Source organism: Escherichia sp. E4736 (assembly GCF_005781225.1).
In the GTDB taxonomy this organism is placed as follows: domain Bacteria; phylum Pseudomonadota; class Gammaproteobacteria; order Enterobacterales; family Enterobacteriaceae; genus Escherichia.
The window spans coordinates 1-19,260 of sequence record NZ_VATT01000028.1 but is presented as its reverse complement, the minus strand read 5'-3'; the positions used below and the strand labels follow the sequence as shown (position 1 = coordinate 19,260).

The 19,260-nt window shown below is 49.1% G+C and carries 14 protein-coding genes and 4 pseudogenes; 11 read left to right on the top strand and 7 right to left on the bottom strand.

The genetic code is table 11. The features are described 5' to 3' along the window. The first annotated feature begins 108 nt into the window (after window positions 1-108). The 7 genes from yddG (at window position 109) to FEK46_RS17115 (ending at window position 10,365) form a co-directional block, all read left to right on the top strand. Window positions 109-990 (top strand): aromatic amino acid efflux DMT transporter YddG, encoded by an 882-nt coding sequence (yddG, locus tag FEK46_RS17145; protein ID WP_130210507.1) that lies wholly within the window; start codon window positions 109-111, stop codon window positions 988-990. 278 nt (window positions 991-1,268) lie between these two features. Beyond that, on the top strand, window positions 1,269-2,657 hold the full coding sequence (narU, locus tag FEK46_RS17140; protein WP_130210509.1) for a nitrate/nitrite transporter NarU: 1,389 nt from the start codon (window positions 1,269-1,271) through the stop codon (window positions 2,655-2,657). An 81-nt stretch (window positions 2,658-2,738) separates the two neighbouring features. Beyond that, complete coding sequence (narZ, locus tag FEK46_RS17135; RefSeq protein ID WP_135559581.1) at window positions 2,739-6,479, top strand: nitrate reductase Z subunit alpha; 3,741 nt, start codon at window positions 2,739-2,741, stop codon at window positions 6,477-6,479. Continuing rightward, window positions 6,476-8,020, top strand: coding sequence for a nitrate reductase subunit beta (narH, locus tag FEK46_RS17130; protein WP_130210513.1), 1,545 nt, complete (start codon window positions 6,476-6,478; stop codon window positions 8,018-8,020). The genes narZ and narH overlap by 4 nt, the downstream gene beginning before the upstream one ends. Further along, window positions 8,020-8,715, top strand: coding sequence for a nitrate reductase molybdenum cofactor assembly chaperone (narW, locus tag FEK46_RS17125; protein WP_135559582.1), 696 nt, complete (start codon window positions 8,020-8,022; stop codon window positions 8,713-8,715). Before narH ends, narW begins: the two co-directional genes overlap by 1 nt. Further along, window positions 8,712-9,392 carry a respiratory nitrate reductase subunit gamma gene (gene narI / locus FEK46_RS17120; protein WP_135559583.1) on the top strand — a complete coding sequence of 227 codons (681 nt, stop codon included), beginning with the start codon at window positions 8,712-8,714 and terminating at the stop codon, window positions 9,390-9,392. Before narW ends, narI begins: the two co-directional genes overlap by 4 nt. 79 nt (window positions 9,393-9,471) lie before the next feature. Further along, the gene (locus FEK46_RS17115; protein ID WP_135559584.1) at window positions 9,472-10,365 is read left to right on the top strand and encodes a PhzF family isomerase; all 894 of its coding nucleotides are present in this window, start codon (window positions 9,472-9,474) and stop codon (window positions 10,363-10,365) included. A gap of 108 nt (window positions 10,366-10,473) precedes the next feature. On the opposite strand, the gene nhoA is transcribed toward FEK46_RS17115, so the two are convergent. After that, window positions 10,474-11,319 (bottom strand): N-hydroxyarylamine O-acetyltransferase, encoded by an 846-nt coding sequence (nhoA, locus tag FEK46_RS17110; RefSeq protein WP_130210519.1) that lies wholly within the window; start codon window positions 11,317-11,319, stop codon window positions 10,474-10,476. 82 nt (window positions 11,320-11,401) lie between these two features. Beyond that, window positions 11,402-11,820, bottom strand: a pseudogene (tnpA, locus tag FEK46_RS17105) (IS200/IS605 family transposase). Between the two features lie 22 nt (window positions 11,821-11,842). On the opposite strand from tnpA, the pseudogene FEK46_RS17100 reads away from it, so the two are divergent. Both FEK46_RS17100 and FEK46_RS17095 read left to right on the top strand, forming a co-directional pair. Beyond that, a pseudogene (locus tag FEK46_RS17100) lies at window positions 11,843-12,813 on the top strand (transposase). A gap of 184 nt (window positions 12,814-12,997) precedes the next feature. Beyond that, window positions 12,998-13,567 carry a flavin reductase family protein gene (locus tag FEK46_RS17095; protein WP_130210861.1) on the top strand — a complete coding sequence of 190 codons (570 nt, stop codon included), beginning with the start codon at window positions 12,998-13,000 and terminating at the stop codon, window positions 13,565-13,567. Between the two features lie 3 nt (window positions 13,568-13,570). Here FEK46_RS17095 and pptA read toward each other — a convergent pair whose 3' ends face one another. After that, window positions 13,571-13,798 carry a tautomerase PptA gene (gene pptA / locus FEK46_RS17090; protein ID WP_130210863.1) on the bottom strand — a complete coding sequence of 76 codons (228 nt, stop codon included), beginning with the start codon at window positions 13,796-13,798 and terminating at the stop codon, window positions 13,571-13,573. A 305-nt stretch (window positions 13,799-14,103) separates the two neighbouring features. On the opposite strand from pptA, the gene FEK46_RS17085 reads away from it, so the two are divergent. Beyond that, window positions 14,104-16,080, top strand: coding sequence for an alkyl sulfatase dimerization domain-containing protein (locus FEK46_RS17085; protein ID WP_130210865.1), 1,977 nt, complete (start codon window positions 14,104-14,106; stop codon window positions 16,078-16,080). A 102-nt stretch (window positions 16,081-16,182) separates the two neighbouring features. Then, on the top strand, window positions 16,183-17,232 hold the full coding sequence (locus tag FEK46_RS17080; RefSeq protein WP_135559591.1) for a GGDEF domain-containing protein: 1,050 nt from the start codon (window positions 16,183-16,185) through the stop codon (window positions 17,230-17,232). A gap of 212 nt (window positions 17,233-17,444) precedes the next feature. Here the strand turns inward: FEK46_RS17080 and FEK46_RS17075 are convergent, their stop codons facing one another. The 4 genes and pseudogenes from FEK46_RS17075 to FEK46_RS17055 all read right to left on the bottom strand — a co-directional run. Further along, on the bottom strand, window positions 17,445-17,798 hold the full coding sequence (locus FEK46_RS17075; RefSeq protein WP_135559585.1) for a hypothetical protein: 354 nt from the start codon (window positions 17,796-17,798) through the stop codon (window positions 17,445-17,447). A gap of 321 nt (window positions 17,799-18,119) precedes the next feature. Continuing rightward, window positions 18,120-18,314: pseudogene (locus FEK46_RS17065) on the bottom strand (RHS repeat-associated core domain-containing protein); the annotation flags it as partial. A gap of 49 nt (window positions 18,315-18,363) precedes the next feature. Then, window positions 18,364-18,849: a hypothetical protein gene (locus tag FEK46_RS17060; protein ID WP_135559586.1), complete on the bottom strand. Its 486-nt coding sequence runs from the start codon at window positions 18,847-18,849 to the stop codon at window positions 18,364-18,366. Continuing rightward, a pseudogene (locus tag FEK46_RS17055) lies at window positions 18,846-19,260 on the bottom strand (type IV secretion protein Rhs); the annotation flags it as partial. The pseudogene FEK46_RS17055 and the gene FEK46_RS17060, both read right to left, overlap by 4 nt.

The following is a 19,260-nucleotide window of genomic DNA, read 5'->3' as shown; positions in this document are numbered from 1 at the left end:
CCTACCTCAATGGCGGTAGAAAAACACACCACTGCCTGACAGCCTGGTTAAAAAAATGCTATAAATTTCAGCTTAATTTTTAACGGCAAGAGAGACTAAACAGCGAGCATGACACGACAAAAAGCAACGCTCATAGGGCTAATAGCGATCGTCCTGTGGAGCACGATGGTAGGATTGATTCGCGGCGTCAGTGAGGGGCTCGGCCCGGTCGGTGGCGCAGCTGCTATCTATTCATTAAGCGGGCTGCTGTTAATTTTCACGGTTGGCTTTCCGCGCATTCGGCAGATCCCGAAAGGTTATTTACTTGCGGGGAGTTTCTTATTCGTCAGCTATGAAATCTGTCTGGCACTTTCCTTAGGGTATGCAGCAACCCGCCATCAGGCAATTGAAGTGGGCATGGTGAACTATTTATGGCCCAGTCTGACGATACTTTTTGCCATTCTGTTTAATGGCCAGAAAACCAACTGGCTGATTGTACCAGGGTTATTATTAGCCCTTGGTGGCGTCTGCTGGGTATTAGGGGGTGAAAATGGCCTCAAGCCGGATGAAATTATCAACAATATCACTACCAGCCCGTTGAGTTATTGCCTGGCTTTTATTGGTGCTTTTATCTGGGCAGCTTATTGCACGGTCACCAATAAATATGCCCGTGGATTTAACGGTATTACCGTTTTCGTCCTGCTGACGGGAGCAAGTTTGTGGGTTTACTATTTTTTAACGCCGCAACCGGAGATGGTATTTAGCACGCCCGTCATTATAAAACTTATCTCAGCGGCATTTACTTTAGGATTTGCTTACGCGGCGTGGAACGTCGGCATTTTACATGGCAATGTCACCATTATGGCGGTAGGTTCGTATTTTACGCCCGTGCTTTCGTCGGCGCTTGCTGCGGTACTGCTTAGTGCTCCGCTATCGTTCTCTTTCTGGCAAGGCGCATTGATGGTCTGCGGCGGTTCCCTGCTCTGCTGGCTGGCAACGCGTCAACGATAAGCAAAGGCTACGACAATAAAGCCACGATTCATACGGCAACAAATACGTTTGCCGTATGTTAGTTTAAAAATAAGTAAAAAATATGATGCATCACTGTTACATTCAGTAACACATATCCATTCAGATAATCAGCTTTCTCCCCCCGCAGATTCGCTTTGTTATCTATTCTTTCAATCAGCACTTCACTCTATTTACTCTTAATTCTAATAACGGACCATTGCGTCCAATGTCCTGCCTTGTCTTTTTTTCATTAACAATGTGTGCATGTGAGGAAGAATATGGCACTACAAAATGAGAAAAATAATCGTTACCTTTTACGCGACTGGAAGCCAGAAAATCCGGCATTCTGGGAAAATAAAGGAAAACACATTGCCCGAAGAAACCTCTGGATATCAGTAAGTTGTTTACTCCTTGCCTTCTGTGTCTGGATGTTATTTAGCGCAGTTGCCGTTAATCTCAATAAAATCGGCTTTAATTTCACTACTGATCAGCTTTTTTTATTAACCGCCTTACCTTCCGTTTCCGGTGCATTATTGCGTGTTCCCTACTCCTTTATGGTGCCTATATTCGGCGGACGCCGTTGGACAGTTTTTAGTACCGCGATTCTGATTATTCCTTGCGTCTGGCTCGGTATTGCTGTGCAAAATCCGAATACCCCTTTTGGGATATTTATTGTTATTGCTTTGCTCTGTGGTTTTGCTGGCGCGAACTTTGCTTCGAGTATGGGAAATATCAGTTTTTTCTTCCCGAAAGCCAAACAAGGCAGTGCATTAGGGATTAATGGCGGGTTGGGGAATTTAGGCGTCAGCGTGATGCAACTGGTTGCGCCGCTGGTGATTTTTGTACCGGTATTTGCTTTTCTTGGCGTCAATGGCGTACCGCAGGCCGATGGTTCGGTGATGTCGCTGGCGAACGCCGCATGGATTTGGGTACCGCTACTGGCGATTGCCACTATCGCCGCCTGGTCAGGGATGAATGATATTGCCAGTTCACGTGCGTCAATTGCTGACCAGTTGCCCGTTTTGCAACGGTTGCATCTGTGGCTGCTGAGTCTGCTCTATCTCGCTACCTTTGGCTCGTTTATCGGTTTTTCCGCCGGATTTGCCATGCTGGCAAAAACACAGTTCCCGGATGTGAATATTCTGCGCCTGGCGTTCTTTGGCCCGTTTATCGGTGCCATCGCGCGGTCGGTGGGTGGTGCTATTTCCGATAAATTCGGCGGCGTGCGGGTGACGTTGATCAACTTCATTTTTATGGCGATTTTCAGCGCCCTGCTGTTCCTTACCCTACCTGGCACGGGTTCCGGCAATTTCATCGCATTTTACGCTGTGTTTATGGGGTTATTCCTTACCGCTGGTTTGGGAAGTGGTTCTACTTTCCAGATGATCGCTGTCATCTTTCGCCAGATAACGGTTTATCGCGTCAAGATGAAAGGCGGCAGCGATGAACAGGCCCAGCGAGAAGCAATCACTGAAACGGCGGCGGCGCTGGGCTTTATTTCGGCCATCGGCGCGGTGGGCGGCTTCTTTATTCCACAAGCATTTGGCATGTCGCTGAATATGACCGGATCGCCAGTGGGCGCGATGAAAGTGTTTTTAATCTTTTACATCATCTGTGTGCTGCTGACCTGGCTGGTTTATGGTCGGCGGAAGTTCAGCCAAAAATAAGAGATCGATGCCAGGTGTACAACCGTGTCGCATCCGACAAGGCATCAGATCCCAAATCATTCCTGGAGCAGGAGTCAAGTCATGAGTAAACTTTTGGATCGCTTTCGCTACTTCAAACAAAAGGGCGAAACCTTTGCCGATGGTCACGGACAGGTGATGCATAGCAACCGCGACTGGGAAGATAGCTATCGCCAGCGTTGGCAATTCGACAAAATCGTGCGTTCCACCCACGGCGTTAACTGCACTGGCTCCTGTAGCTGGAAAATCTACGTTAAAAATGGCCTGGTGACCTGGGAAATCCAGCAGACCGACTACCCGCGCACTCGCCCTGATCTGCCCAATCATGAACCCCGCGGCTGCCCGCGTGGCGCAAGTTACTCCTGGTATCTTTACAGCGCTAACCGCCTGAAATACCCGCTAATTCGTAAACGACTGATTGAACTGTGGCGCGAAGCCCTTAAACAGCACAACGATCCAGTACTGGCGTGGGCATCGATTATGAACGATCCGCAAAAGTGCCTGAGCTACAAGCAGGTACGTGGGCGCGGCGGCTTTATCCGCTCCAACTGGCAGGAACTAAACCAGCTGATTGCCGCCGCTAACGTCTGGACCATCAAAACTTACGGCCCGGATCGCGTTGCCGGATTCTCACCGATTCCAGCGATGTCGATGGTATCTTACGCCGCCGGAACGCGTTATCTGTCGCTGCTTGGCGGCACCTGTTTAAGTTTCTACGACTGGTATTGCGACCTGCCGCCCGCCTCGCCAATGACCTGGGGCGAGCAAACCGACGTGCCAGAATCTGCCGACTGGTATAACTCCAGTTACATCATCGCCTGGGGATCTAACGTACCGCAGACGCGCACGCCAGACGCTCACTTCTTTACCGAAGTGCGTTACAAAGGCACCAAAACTATCGCCATTACCCCTGACTACTCGGAAGTAGCAAAACTGTGCGACCAGTGGCTGGCGCCAAAGCAAGGCACTGATAGCGCGCTGGCAATGGCGATGGGCCATGTGATTTTAAAAGAGTTTCATCTCGATAATCCCAGCGACTACTTTATCAACTACTGCCGCCGCTACAGCGACATGCCGATGCTGGTAATGCTGGAACCACGTGAAGATGGCAGCTACGTTCCCGGGCGCATGATCCGCGCGTTTGACCTGGTGAATGGACTGGGCGAAAGCAACAATCCGCAGTGGAAAACCGTGGCGGTTAATACCGCAGGTGAACTGGTGGTGCCGAACGGTTCGATTGGTTTCCGCTGGGGAGAAAAAGGCAAATGGAATCTGGAATCCATTGCCGCCGGTACGGAAACCGAATTGTCGTTAACCCTGCTCGGTCAACACGACATCGTTGCAGGCGTGGCCTTCCCCTACTTTGGCGGCATTGAAAATCCGCACTTTCGCAGCGTAAAACACGATCCTGTACTGGTGCGTCAATTACCCGTTAAAAACCTGACATTAGCCGATGGCAGCACCTGTCCGGTCGTCAGCGTTTATGATCTGGTACTGGCGAATTACGGCCTCGATCGCGGGCTGGAAGATGAAAGCAGCGCAAAAGATTACGCTGAAATCAAACCGTACACCCCAGCCTGGGGTGAGCAAATTACCGGCGTACCGCGCCAGTATATTGAAACCATCGCCCGCGAATTTGCCGATACCGCCCATAAAACGCATGGGCGCTCGATGATTATCCTCGGCGCAGGCGTCAACCACTGGTATCACATGGACATGAACTACCGCGGGATGATCAATATGCTGATCTTCTGCGGTTGTGTCGGGCAAAGCGGCGGCGGCTGGGCGCACTATGTCGGTCAGGAAAAACTGCGCCCGCAAACCGGCTGGTTGCCGCTGGCCTTTGCGCTCGACTGGAACCGTCCACCACGCCAGATGAACAGCACCTCGTTTTTCTACAATCACTCCAGCCAGTGGCGCTATGAAAAAGTCACCGCGCAGGAATTGCTCTCACCGCTGGCCGACGCCAGTAAATACAGCGGTCATCTGATTGATTTCAACGTTCGCGCCGAGCGCATGGGCTGGCTACCTTCTGCGCCGCAACTGGGGCGTAACCCGCTATCCCTGAAAGCCGAAGCCGACAAGGCCGGATTATCACCCGCCGAATTTACCGCCCAGGCACTGAAGTCAGGCGAGTTACGCATGGCCTGCGAACAGCCGGACAACGGCAGCAACCATCCGCGTAACCTGTTTGTCTGGCGTTCAAACCTGCTTGGCTCGTCCGGCAAGGGCCACGAGTATATGCAGAAGTATCTGCTGGGTACGGAAAGTGGCATTCAGGGGCAAGAACTTGGACCGACGGAGGGAATCCAACCGGAAGAAGTTGAGTGGCAAACTGCAGCGATTGAAGGCAAGCTCGACCTGCTGGTGACGCTCGACTTCCGTATGTCCAGCACCTGTCTTTTCTCCGATATTGTTCTGCCTACCGCCACCTGGTACGAAAAAGACGATATGAATACTTCGGATATGCATCCGTTTATTCATCCACTTTCTGCGGCGGTCGATCCGGCCTGGGAATCACGCAGCGACTGGGAAATCTACAAAGGTATCGCCAAAGCCTTTTCGCAAGTGTGCGTGGGACATCTCGGCAAAGAAACGGATGTTGTGCTGCAACCGTTGTTACACGACTCTCCGGCAGAGCTCTCCCAGCCGTGTGAAGTGCTCGACTGGCGCAAAGGCGAATGCGATCTGATCCCTGGCAAAACTGCCCCCAATATTGTGGCGGTGGAACGCGACTACCCTGCTACCTATGAACGCTTTACCTCGCTCGGGCCACTGATGGACAAACTTGGCAACGGCGGTAAAGGGATTTCGTGGAATACCCAGGATGAAATCGATTTCCTCGGTAAACTCAATTACACCAAGCGTGATGGCCCGGCACAGGGGCGTCCGTTGATTGACACCGCCATTGATGCGTCAGAAGTGATTCTGGCGCTGGCACCGGAAACCAACGGCCATGTGGCGGTCAAAGCGTGGCAGGCGCTGGGCGAAATCACCGGACGCGAACATACCCATCTGGCGCTGCACAAAGAGGACGAGAAGATTCGCTTTCGCGATATTCAGGCGCAGCCACGTAAAATTATCTCCAGCCCCACATGGTCCGGTCTCGAAAGCGATCTCGTCTCCTACAACGCCGGATACACCAACGTTCATGAGTTAATTCCGTGGCGCACGCTGTCGGGCCGTCAGCAGCTGTATCAGGATCATCCGTGGATGCGTGCTTTTGGTGAAAGCCTGGTGGCTTATCGCCCGCCTATCGACACCCGCAGCGTCAGTGAAATGCGCCAGATCCCGCCAAACGGCTTCCCGGAAAAAGCACTTAACTTCCTGACGCCGCACCAGAAATGGGGCATTCACTCCACCTACAGTGAAAACCTGCTGATGCTGACGCTTTCTCGCGGTGGACCGATTGTCTGGATCAGCGAAACCGATGCCCGCGAACTGACCATTGTCGATAACGACTGGGTGGAAGTGTTTAACGCCAACGGCGCGCTGACAGCTCGTGCGGTTGTTAGTCAGCGCGTACCGCCGGGCATGACCATGATGTATCACGCCCAGGAACGCATTATGAATATCCCCGGCTCGGAAGTAACCGGCATGCGCGGCGGCATTCATAACTCGGTCACCCGCGTTTGCCCGAAACCGACGCATATGATTGGCGGTTACGCGCAGCTGGCCTGGGGCTTCAACTACTACGGCACCGTCGGCTCGAACCGCGACGAATTTATCATGATCCGCAAGATGAAGAACGTTAACTGGCTGGATGATGAAGGTCGCGATCAGGTACAGGAGGCGAAAAAATGAAAATCCGTTCGCAAGTCGGCATGGTGCTTAACCTCGACAAATGTATCGGCTGCCATACCTGTTCGGTGACCTGCAAAAACGTCTGGACCGGTCGCGAAGGCATGGAGTACGCATGGTTTAACAACGTCGAAACCAAACCGGGCATTGGTTATCCGAAAAACTGGGAAGATCAGGAAGAGTGGCAAGGCGGCTGGGTCCGCGATGTCAACGGTAAGATCCGTCCGCGTCTGGGCAGCAAGATGGGGGTAATAACCAAAATCTTCGCCAACCCGGTGGTGCCGCAGATTGACGATTACTACGAACCTTTCACCTTCGACTACGAACATTTGCATAGCGCGCCAGAAGGTAAACATATTCCCACCGCCCGCCCGCGTTCGCTGATTGACGGTAAGCGGATGGACAAAGTGATCTGGGGGCCAAACTGGGAAGAACTGCTGGGCGGCGAGTTCGAAAAACGCGCCCGCGACCGCAACTTCGAAGCCATGCAAAAGGAGATGTACGGGCAGTTTGAAAACACCTTCATGATGTATCTGCCGCGTCTGTGCGAACACTGCCTCAACCCCAGCTGCGTGGCGACCTGCCCCAGCGGCGCTATCTACAAACGCGAAGAAGATGGCATTGTGCTGATCGATCAGGATAAATGCCGTGGCTGGCGTTTGTGCATTAGCGGTTGTCCGTACAAAAAAATCTACTTCAACTGGAAAAGCGGCAAGTCAGAAAAATGTATCTTCTGTTACCCGCGAATTGAGTCAGGTCAACCCACCGTGTGCTCAGAAACCTGCGTGGGGCGCATCCGGTATCTGGGCGTGCTGCTTTACGACGCCGACCGCATTGAGGAAGCGGCGAGCACCGAGCGCGAGGTTGATCTCTATGAACGCCAGTGCGAAGTGTTCCTCGATCCGCACGATCCCTCAGTGATCGAGGAAGCCCTGAAACAAGGTATTCCACAAAATGTGATTGAAGCTGCCCAGCGTTCACCTGTCTACAAAATGGCGATGGACTGGAAACTGGCGCTACCGTTGCACCCTGAATATCGCACCCTGCCGATGGTCTGGTACGTTCCTCCGTTGTCGCCGATTCAGTCCTACGCTGATGCGGGCGGTTTGCCGAAAAGCGAAGGCGTGCTCCCCGCCATCGAAAGCCTGCGTATTCCGGTGCAATATCTCGCCAATATGTTGAGTGCCGGCGATACCGGCCCGGTACTGCGGGCGCTAAAAAGGATGATGGCGATGCGCCACTATATGCGTTCACAAACCGTAGAAGGCGTAACGGATACCCGCGCCATCGACGAAGTGGGTTTGAGCGTCGCTCAGGTCGAAGATATGTATCGCTATCTCGCTATCGCCAACTATGAAGATCGTTTTGTCATTCCGACCAGTCATCGTGAAATGGCGGGCGACGCTTTCGCAGAACGTAACGGCTGCGGCTTTACTTTTGGCGACGGTTGCCACGGCTCGGACAGCAAATTCAACCTGTTCAATAGTAGCCGAATTGATGCCATCGACATTACCGAAGTACGCAATAAAGCGGAGGGCGAATAATGCAGATCCTCAAAGTGATCGGCCTGTTGATGGAATATCCGGACGAGCTGTTATGGGAAAGCAAGGAGGATGCGCTGGCGTTGATCCGCCGCGACGCGCCGATGCTTACGGATTTCACCAACAACCTGCTTAACGCGCCGCTGCTGGATAAACAGGCCGAATGGTGCGAAGTGTTTGACCGTGGACGTACCACATCGCTGCTGCTGTTCGAACATGTTCATGCCGAGTCCCGCGATCGAGGCCAGGCAATGGTGAACCTGCTGGCGGAGTATGAAAAGGTCGGTCTGCAACTGGATTGTCGGGAACTGCCTGATTATCTGCCGCTGTATCTGGAGTATTTAAGCGTACTGCCGGACGATCAGGCGAAAGAAGGGTTACTCAACGTTGCGCCGATCCTCGCTCTGCTTGGCGGACGCTTAAAACAACGCGAGGCACCGTGGTATTCGTTGTTTGACGCCCTACTGCATCTGGCGGGTAGTACACTTTCAAGTGACAGTGTCACTAAACAAATTCGCAGTGAAGAGCGCGATGACACCCGCCAGGCGCTGGATGCGGTGTGGGAAGAGGAACAGGTGAAGTTTATTGAAGATAACGCCACGGCGTGTGACAGCTCGCCGCTTAATCAATATCAGCGACGCTTTAGCCATGATGTCGCACCGCAGTATGTCGACATCAGTGCGGGAGGTGGGAAATGATTCAGTATCTGAACGTCTTTTTTTACGATATCTACCCGTACTTGTGTGGCACGGTTTTTATCCTTGGAAGCTGGCTGCGCTACGATTACGGGCAGTATAGCTGGCGCGCCGCCTCTAGCCAGATGCTGGATAAACGCGGGATGGTGCTGTGGTCGAACTTGTTCCATATCGGCATTCTGGGGATCTTCTTCGGTCATCTGTTTGGCATGTTAACGCCGCACTGGATGTACGCGTGGTTTCTGCCGGTGGCGGTAAAACAACAGATGGCGATGGTGCTCGGTGGTATTTGCGGTGTATTAACGTTGATTGGCGGTGCGGGGCTGCTGGTGCGTCGTTTAACAAATCCGCGCATCCGGGCGACGTCTTCTAGTGCGGATATCCTGATCCTCGCCATTTTGTTAATTCAGTGCATTCTTGGGTTAACCACCATTCCCTTTTCAGCACAACATCCGGACGGCAGTGAAATGATGAAGCTGGTGGGCTGGGCGCAAAGCATCGTTACTTTCCAGGGCGGCGCATCGACGCATCTTGATGGCGTAGCTTATATCTTTCGCGTTCATCTGGTGTTGGGGATGACCATCTTCCTGCTCTTCCCGTTCACCCGACTGGTGCATGTGTGGAGCGCGCCGTTTGAGTACTTTACTCGTCGCTATCAGATTGTGCGTTCGCGGCGTTAATCATCACCCTGGCCGGATAGCCCTTCGCTCTCCGGCCAGTTGCAGGCTATGATAGTTCTCCAGCCACAGGAGAACATTAATGAAACCGCAGGTTTACCACGTCGATGCTTTTACCTCTCAACCGTTTCGCGGCAATTCTGCCGGTGTTGTTTTCCCTGCCGATAATCTCAGTGAAGCGCAAATGCAACTTATCGCCCGCGAGTTAGGCCATTCGGAAACTGCGTTTCTGCTGCACAGTGACGACAGCGATGTGCGCATTCGCTACTTTACGCCAACGGTTGAAGTGCCGATTTGCGGTCACGCGACCGTGGCAGCACATTATGTACGTTCGAAGGTATTAGGTTTGGGAAATTGCACGGTCTGGCAAACGTCGCTGGCAGGAAAACACCGCGTGACTATCGAAAAGCACAACGATGATTATCGTATTTCGTTGGAACAAGGTTCTCCTGGCTTTGAGCCACCGCTGGAAGGTGAAACACGTGCGGCGATTATCAACGCGCTTCATCTCACTGAAGACGATATTCTGCCAGGCTTGCCAATTCAGGTGGCAACAACAGGACACTCAAAAGTGATGATCCCGTTGAAACCAGAAGTGGATATCGACGCCCTTTCGCCTGATCTTGCTGCGCTGAGCGCTATCAGCAAACAGATTGGCTGCAATGGTTTCTTCCCGTTTCAGATCCGCCCTGGCAAAAACGAAACCGATGGTCGCATGTTCTCGCCTGCGATTGGTATTGTGGAAGATCCGGTGACTGGCAATGCCAATGGCCCTATGGGTGCATGGTTGGTGCATCACAACGTATTGCCCCACGATGGCAGCGTGTTGCGTGTTAAAGGCCATCAGGGGCGCGCATTGGGGCGTGATGGTGTAATTGATGTGACGGTGACAATTCGGGATAACCAACCGGAGAAAGTGACTATTTCTGGTACGGCGGTGATTTTATTTCATGCCGAGTGGGCAATTGATCTTTAAAACCGTTGCCATATACGGCAGAAAAACAAATTGCCTGATGCGCTTCGCTTATCAGGCCTACAACCGCCGGATTAGGCGTTTACGCCGCATCCGGCACTCTGGCACCAACTATTTCCCCGCTTCCGGATGCGTATCAAACGCTGCCATCACCTGCGCCAGCTCATCCACAGTAAACCCATGTTTCGCATCATCCACGCCCAGTCCAAACTGCTCCTGCATCACGGCATACAACGACGCCGCATCTGGCAAATTCTGCTGCTCTGCTACGTGACCATTTTCATAATGGGTGAAATGAAAATTGGTCAACGTCAGCTTGCCACCGTCCGGCAAATGGCGGCACATTAACAAATGATGGCGAAAATGCGATTGCGGCCAGTGCGCCGACCAGAAATTACCCATCACATAATCGCTTTGTTGCTGCTCGCAGAGATCAAAACGGTACATCGACTGCCAGTGCTGATGATGATTAAACTGCAACACCCAGTCGCCCCCTTCCTGTAACAGCCGATATTCGCCATGTGGCGTTGTTTGTGCGATATCCGGCACTAAACGGATTGGCGCGGTCAGCGTCTGACCACCAAAACCAACGTCGGCAATCCATTGTTCACCTTCCAGTTCTACCAACAGCAAACGATGCGTGCGCGGCGGTAATGATGGCGGATTAGATAACACTACGCGCCCTAACAGACTACGTACATGAAAACCCAGCTCGCGTAAAACCCGTTCAAACACGCCATTCTGTTCAAAGCAATAACCGCCACGCCGGGCAAACACCAATTTCTCTTCCAGAGATTGATCATCAAGCTGCATTTCCCTCGGCAGCAGAACATCAAGATTTTCAAATGGAATGGTGCAATTGTGTTTCAGGTGTAATGCACGAAGCGTATCGATATTGACCGCAGCAGCTCCCGACCAGTTAATGCGGGCAAAATAATGATTCAGAATGGGCGTCATCAGGCGTTTCCGTTAGTGGTTTTATCCAGTGCGCCATAAAACCCCGTCCTTCAGGGTGGGAATATAAGGCGCGGTTTTCCACCTAACCAGGTGTTTGCTGTTGTTCAATGTATTGGCGGATGACGGATATTGGCGCACCTCCGCAGCTACTGGCAAAATAGCCGGGACTCCACAAAACGCATTTGTGGTAATACCTGACTGCAATATCTGGTCGATCTCGTCGCAGCAATCTACTCGATACGCTTTTGAGGCTGTTTACCAGACTGGATATCGCCAGTTTGGGTGGATAGTTAATTAACAAATGGACATGATCTTGTTCACCATCCATTTCAACCGATTCAGCCTCAAAATCAGCACATACATTTGAAAAGTAAGTGCGTAGTTTTTCTGTCGCGTCATGGTCAAAAATCTGGCGTCTGTATTTGGTTAGACAAAGACCAGGTGAACATGCATCAGGAAAACACAGTGCCTTCCGCGTCGGATATCGGTTTCTTTTTTCATAGACCAAAGTATATTTTGCCCTGTGAAGCGACTACAAGCATTTAAATTCCAGTTAAGACCCGGTGGTCAACAGGAGCGTGAAATGAGGTGCTTCGCAGGCGCATGTCGTTTCGTTTTCAATCGTGCTCTGGCGCTTCAGAATGAGAATAATGAGGCCGGTAATAAATACATCCCTTACGCGAAAATGGCTTCCTGGTTGGTTGAGTGGAAAAATGCCACTGAAACACAATGGATTAAAGATGCCCCATCACAGCCATTGCAACAGTCACTGAAAGACCTTGAGCGAGCCTACAAAAATTTCTTCCAGAAGCGTGCGGCTTTTCCCCGATTCTAAAAGCGGGGACAGAATGACGCATTCCGCTACCCGCAGGGCGTTAAGCTCGATCAGGAAAACAGCCGTATTTTTCTGCCGAAACTTGGCTGGATGCGCTACCGGAACAGTCGTCAGGTCACGGGTGTTGTAAAAAATGTCACAGTCAGCCAGTCCTGCGGTAAGTGGTACACCGTATCGTAAATATCCGCAGGGACTACCTTCACAAAGTCACAACGACCGTCAGCAAAAACCACGCAATGATAGTCATTGAAAATTTGAAGGTCAGCAATATGTCAAAGTCAGCAGCGGGTACGGTCAGCCAGCCGGGGCGCAATGTCCGGGCAAAATCAGGTTTAAACCGTTCGATACTGGATCAGGGCTGGTATGAAATGCGCCGCCAGCTTGAGTACAAGCAGCTCTGGCGTGGCGGTCAGGTGCTTGCTGTTCCGCCAGTGTACACAAGCCAGCGTTGCGCGTGCTGTGGTCATACAGCGAAAGAAAACCGCCTGTCACAAAGTAAATTCAGATGCCAGGTATGTGGATATACAGTGAACGCCGATGTAAACGGCGCTCGTAACATTTTAGCTGCGGGACACGCCGTTCTTGCCTGTGGAGGGATGGTGCAGTCAGGCCGCCCGTTGAAGCAGGAACCCACCGAAATGATTCAGGCGACAGCCTGAACGTAGCAGGGATCCTCGTCATTCAGGGCGTGGAGGATGTCAAAACCTGGAATAGACGCCGCACAGGCTATTTTGTGCGATCGCGGACATGCATCACGTTCGCAAATCGCCGATCCCGTTAATTTCGTTGCTTATTGCGTTACGAGCTACGCTTTTAAAACAACCTTCTTAGCGAGGCGATACCGTGAGCCGATTCATCCCCGTAGAATTACACCATGCCAGCCGTCTGTTAAATCATGGCCCTACTGTCCTGATCACCAGTTTAGATGAGCAATCCCAGCGGCGTAACATTATGGCGGCAGCCTGGTCAATGCCGGTGGAGTTTGAACCTCCACGCGTGGCAATTGTGGTAGATAAATCGACATGGACGAGGGAGTTGATTGAACGTAACGGTAAATTTGGCATCGTTATCCCGGGCGTTGCAGCGACTAACTGGACGTGGGCAGTGGGAAGTGTATCTGGGCGTGAAGAAGATAAATTTAATTGCTATGGCATTCCGGTGGTGAAAGGTCCGGTGCTTGGTTTGCCACTTGTTGAAGAGAAATGTCTGGCGTGGATGGAGTGCCGATTGCTACCAGCGACTTCCGCGCAAGAGAAATACGACACGCTGTTTGGCGAAGTGGTATCAGCAGCGGCAGACGCACAGGTATTTGTCGAAGGCCGCTGGCAGTTTGATGATGATAAGCTCAATACGTTGCATCATTTAGGCGCTGGCACGTTTGTTACCAGCGGCAAGCGTGTTACGGCTGGTTAAGCATTACATGCTGTAACCAGGTTTCTTTATCAAGGCATCCATTTGGGGCGCAATTTCGGCGTCCCAGATAGCTTGCCATGATTCTGGTTGAATCTGCTGTAGCGCAATGCTTATCGAACTGTCTTTACTGTTCAGATGGCGAATAATAACGTCGGTAATATCTGCAGCAAGCGCTGCTTTTTGTTGTTCGTCCAGTTCACGCGGAAAACATTTAATGTCTATGTGCGGCATGATTGTGCTCCTTTTGAAAGATGTCAGTAAAATTAACACACGTTGTGAATGTCGTGTGTCCGGTAATGCGTTTTTACGGTAATAATGCCTACTTGAAATTGTACATATTTGTACTACACCCTTTTAAATAAAGCGCCAACGAAAACGTTAACTTGCAGAATATATTCTTCGCCAACATGCCATTAAGAAAACACCAAGTTCCCGGCTTGCCAATTTGTTAACGCCCATTATAGTTATTCTTGCCCTCACTAAAAATTTTCATCCGTAATTACCCTCAATAAAAATCCATTCTGGAGACACTTAAGATGCAGCTTAATCATATTGTTAAAAGTCTGCTAATAACGGGATTATTCACCACCAGTTCCTTACCTCTCCTCGCGGCGGAAGCCCCTAAAAACGCCACCGCAGCCACGCAGCAAGCAAACAATTTACTCTATAACCAGTTGCCGTTTTCCGATAACACTGACTTTACTGATGCCCATAAAGGTTTTATTGCCCCTATTCCTCAGGACGTGATTAAGGGCGAACAAGGAAATGTTATCTGGGATCCACAACAATACGCTTTTATCAAAGAAGGCGATAAAGCCCCTGATACGGTGAATCCAAGTTTATGGCGTCAGGCGCAACTGATAAATATCAGCGGATTATTTGAAGTGACTGAAGGTGTCTATCAGATTCGTAACCTCGATCTATCAAATATGACCATCATTGAAGGCAAAGAGGGTATTACCGTCGTTGATCCACTTGTTTCAGCAGAAACAGCCAAAGTTGGGATGGATCTCTATTACAAAAATCGCGGCCAAAAACCGGTAGTGGCGGTTATCTACACACACAGTCATGTCGATCACTACGGTGGTGTTCGCGGCGTAATTGATGAAGCTGACGTTAAATCAGGCAAAGTTAAAATCTATGCGCCAGCCGGATTTTTGGAGGAGGCCGTTTCCGAAAATATTATGGCTGGCAATGTGATGAGCCGACGAGCCAGTTATATGTATGGCAACTTATTGAAACCTGATGTTAAAGGCCAGGTCGGCGCGGGACTGGGAACAACCACTTCAGCAGGAACGGTCACGTTGATTGCTCCTACTAACTACATCACCAAAACCGGGCAAAAAGAAACTATTGACGGGTTGACCTATGATTTTCTGATGGCGCCAGGTTCCGAAGCGCCTTCTGAAATGCTGTGGTTTATTGAAGAAAAGAAACTGATCGAAACAGCAGAAGATGTCACGCACACCCTTCATAACACCTATTCGCTGCGCGGGGCTAAAATTCGCCAACCGCTGCCGTGGTCAAAATATATTAACGAAGCGCTCAATTTATGGGGTGATAAAGCCGAGATTATTCTCGCTCAACATCACTGGCCAACCTGGGGCAATGATAACGTGGTCAAACTGCTTAAAAGCCAGCGTGACTTGTATCGTTACATCAATGATCAAACTCTGCGTATGGCAAATCAGGGGATGACCCGTGATGAAATTGCCGCAAACTTTAAACTGCCCTCTTCACTGGCTAACACCTGGGCGAATCGCGGTTATTATGGTTCGGTAAGTCATGACGTAAAAGCAACTTACGTGCTTTATCTCGGCTGGTTTGATGGTAACCCCGCAACGCTTGATGAACTGCCGCCAGAAGAAGGCGCAAAGAAATTTGTCGAGTATATGGGCGGTGCTGATGCCATTTTACAAAAAGCCAAACAGGATTATGACCAGGGTAATTTCCGCTGGGTTGCTCAGGTTGTCAGTAAGGTGGTATTTGCGGATCCAAACAACCAGGCAGCGAGAAATCTGGAAGCTGATGCGCTTGAGCAGTTAGGCTATCAGGCTGAATCTGGGCCGTGGCGTAATTTCTATCTCACTGGCGCACAGGAATTGCGTAACGGCGTACAAAAATTACCAACACCAAATACTGCCAGCCCTGACACTGTGCGTGCAATGACGCCAGAGATGTTCTTTGATTATCTTGCCGTCCATATTAATGGTGAGAAAGCGGCAGATGCCAAAGCCGTGTTGAATTTCGATTTTGGTGAAGATGGCGGCACCTATAAAGTGGAGCTTGAAAATGGTGTTCTCAATCATACCGCTGGTGTAGAGGCTTCGAATGCGGATGCCACTATCACTCTGTCTCGTGATGTATTGAACAAAATAGTACTGAAAGAAGAGACGCTGAAAGAAGCCACGGACAAAGGAGACGTTAAAATTACCGGCAATGCGGAAAAACTCAACGAGCTGTTAGGTTATATGGATAATTTTGAATTTTGGTTCAATATAGTGACACCTTAAATTCAGTATAAATTGGGCAGGTTTCCTGCCCTTTTCTGGTTATAAAAAATGGTTCCTGATAAAAGAAAAAACGCTCATTATTCGTGGAAAAATCGCCGGGATATGGTTATTCGCGGAATGTCGATTAGCCTGCCGTGGTTTGCCTTGATTAACATCTGTTTTTCATCGATGATTTTGCTGCGTGGTATTTTGTTTAATGAGGACATGACTTCAGGGCTTAATGAGAAAAACCTTGTACATACTATTGATATTTCATCTTTCGGCATTCTGCTGATTAGTGGCCTTTTATTGCTCATCTCCCGAAAAAAAGTGCTGTATATTCAGCAACTATTGGTCATTCTAAGCCTGTTATGGTCATGGTGTTGCTTTTATTTCATTGCACACTGGACGTTACCTTTTGCTTACCCTCTGTGTGTATTATTAATGCTTAGTGCCGTTGTTGCGCTGTATTTTCACACGCCATCATTACTCGCATTTATCACTCCATTATGGTTTAGCATCCCGTTAGCCAGTCTTGTTCTCAATCAGCATGTGAATGTTCATTTCGCTGTCATCTGGGGCCTTTTTTCACTGGCGCTATATGGTGGGCGACTTATTTTATTACGTTGGTTTGAAGAAGCATGGCAACAAAACAAGTACAACAACCAGTTAATTAATCGCCTTGATGCATTAGCACATCGTGATCCTTTAACTGGGATAGCAAACCGACGTGCAATGAACAGTATCTTACACGACGCGATAGATAACGGCGGGTCATTTGCTCTCATTATGTTGGATGTCGATTTTTTTAAACGCTACAACGACACCTACGGGCACCCAGCGGGCGATAAATGTTTGATACAAGTTGCCGACGCCCTGCAACGCGCAATTCGCCAACCTGAAGATATAGTCGCTCGTTATGGTGGCGAAGAGTTTGCTATCCTACTTTTTAATGCGACATTGCCGGAAGCTGAGACGGTAGCAGCCAGAGTGAAGCAAGAACTGAAACTGGCAGCTATCCTGCATCAGGCATCTGCTGTTAATGCATTTGTTACGGTTAGTCAGGGGATTGCCTGTTCTGCTCCCACAAAAACGGCTGAACAAATTATTTCGGATGCCGACAGCGCTTTATACCGGGCGAAAGAAAGTGGGCGAAATCGATGGGCTTTATAAGCATTAGGGGACTGGCCAGAATACGTCTCTCCGCTCTCAACAAGGGCTGACGGGTGGTAATATTTGTCTAGAGCTATTGTAAGTATCCCGTATAATCGTACCACCCATTTCCTCTATAAATCATAAAAATGGTAGTGCCATAATCATAATTTATATCTATACGTCGAAAAACTAAGAGGATTGATTACCTAAATATTTATTATTTACATTAATCAAACACAGCAATACCACATCCATCCATCGTGATGGAAATAAAAAGCAACTTTTTCATCAGGACATACAAGAATACTATCATCATGAATTTGTTCAAATGTAACTGGTGAGAGTCTTTCATTGCATAAATATCGATCAAAATAGAATCCATGTCTTATATTTTTTTTATCAATCAAATGAGAAAACTCCTCGCTTATATTCTTCTCTATTAATACGCATCGTTCATTAAGATGCTTTTCTATTTTGTCAATTTTAGAAGAAAACTTATCCCATTTGCCAGATGTTAATGATATCCAATGCGCTTGCCTGTTCTTTACAATAAAATATTTAATAAAAAAAATTAGATTTTTCATTACCTTATCCTAAAATGTATGATGATTATTTATATCTCGCCCATCACCCTGACGTGAAATATCAGGCTTTTGACCTTCATGATAATGAGGCTCTGGATGCGATGAGTCTGGATGAGATTCAGGATGACTATATTTTTGTTGTTGATTGTACCGACTCCATTTTTCTCTCCACTTTTTCAACTGTTCTGGAGTTGCATTTGGTGGCGGATTTTTAGGTGGTTGAGGCCGTTTTCTCCCGTTATGTGCATGAGCCGCTGCTTCTCTCGCTCTTTTTCTTGTGGAATGGCGAGTTGATTTATTTTGAGGACGTCCACACCACGTTCTTCGTAGACCTAATGGGTCTGTATAGGACAGCGGATTCGGCGCATAAGCATAAAGGTTTATCCCCCCCGCCAGCCCTATCGGATCTGGCTGCGTAAACCGCCTGCAGTCCGGATCGTAGTATCTGAAACGCTTATAATGCAGTCCCGTCTCACGGTCAAGGCATTGCCCCTGAAAACGCAGGTTCTGTTGTATCCTTACATATCATCCACACGCTCGCCACGCACTCCCCCCCACTGCGCTCTTAAATCACATTGGATATATCGTTAAGTGTATATTTAAAAATCTCCTCATTTATTTTATCAATCAAAGAAGACCATTCAGAAACATATTCAGACGCCTGAATAATTGCACTAAAATCCTCAATCTCACTATTCGGAAAACCTGTGTCGAAACCTTTTCTATAATAAACCTCGACAAATTCATTCTTATTTTTATAATCGATGTAAAAATCAGAACCTTGCTCGCAAAACCAAATGCTTTCATCTACAGGTAGATTATCCCTTACATTTCTTATTGATTTCAGTATGTCATCAAGACATACTGAAAAATCGTAAAACAAATCGATGTTAATTTTATGTAAGTCATCAAAATATATAATTATCTCCCCATTTACATACTGAGAAAGCTGTTCTAACGCAAAACTGAACGGAGAACACTCCATCTCTTGCTCATTTAAATCTACATCTATTTCCGGTTCTTTTTCATTTATGAACAATTCTATCTTCATGGCTGATCCCCAAGAATATAAGGAAATGCGGTAGTAGGTTCACCATCGGCACCAATAACAACCCTTACAACATCCGTAGATTTATCTGTACCATCCGGATAATGAACCCTGGAAGGTCGAGAGACAGTTACATCATGAACACCAGGAGTGGATGGTGCTTTTTCAAATGCCTCTTCAATTAATCTATTATCACTAAAATGTCCCTGCGGTTTATTTCTTGATCTGGCACGATCTTTCATAGACTGAACACTACGTTGAGAACCATGTCGATCGCGGGCATGACCATATTTATTCCGACTCATACCTGCTTTATGATTGGGCTTAAAACAATTTTTTTCTAAGCCAAGAGGATCGATCCAGCTTAATGGATTAGGCGCATAAGCATAGAGGTTTATTCCCCCCGCCAGCCCT

Bases quoted from the DNA above. Each gene is read 5' to 3' on its own strand.
- yddG (WP_130210507.1), top strand. From the start codon at position 109: ATGACACGACAAAAAGCAACGCTCATAGGGCTAATAGCGATCGTCCTG.
- narU (WP_130210509.1), top strand. From the start codon at position 1,269: ATGGCACTACAAAATGAGAAAAATAATCGTTACCTTTTACGCGACTGG.
- narZ (WP_135559581.1), top strand. From the start codon at position 2,739: ATGAGTAAACTTTTGGATCGCTTTCGCTACTTCAAACAAAAGGGCGAA.
- narH (WP_130210513.1), top strand. From the start codon at position 6,476: ATGAAAATCCGTTCGCAAGTCGGCATGGTGCTTAACCTCGACAAATGT.
- narW (WP_135559582.1), top strand. From the start codon at position 8,020: ATGCAGATCCTCAAAGTGATCGGCCTGTTGATGGAATATCCGGACGAG.
- narI (WP_135559583.1), top strand. From the start codon at position 8,712: ATGATTCAGTATCTGAACGTCTTTTTTTACGATATCTACCCGTACTTG.
- FEK46_RS17115 (WP_135559584.1), top strand. From the start codon at position 9,472: ATGAAACCGCAGGTTTACCACGTCGATGCTTTTACCTCTCAACCGTTT.
- nhoA (WP_130210519.1), bottom strand. From the start codon at position 11,319: ATGACGCCCATTCTGAATCATTATTTTGCCCGCATTAACTGGTCGGGA.
- pptA (WP_130210863.1), bottom strand. From the start codon at position 13,798: ATGCCGCACATAGACATTAAATGTTTTCCGCGTGAACTGGACGAACAA.
- FEK46_RS17085 (WP_130210865.1), top strand. From the start codon at position 14,104: ATGCAGCTTAATCATATTGTTAAAAGTCTGCTAATAACGGGATTATTC.
- FEK46_RS17080 (WP_135559591.1), top strand. From the start codon at position 16,183: ATGGTTATTCGCGGAATGTCGATTAGCCTGCCGTGGTTTGCCTTGATT.
- FEK46_RS17075 (WP_135559585.1), bottom strand. From the start codon at position 17,798: ATGAAAAATCTAATTTTTTTTATTAAATATTTTATTGTAAAGAACAGG.
- FEK46_RS17060 (WP_135559586.1), bottom strand. From the start codon at position 18,849: ATGAAGATAGAATTGTTCATAAATGAAAAAGAACCGGAAATAGATGTA.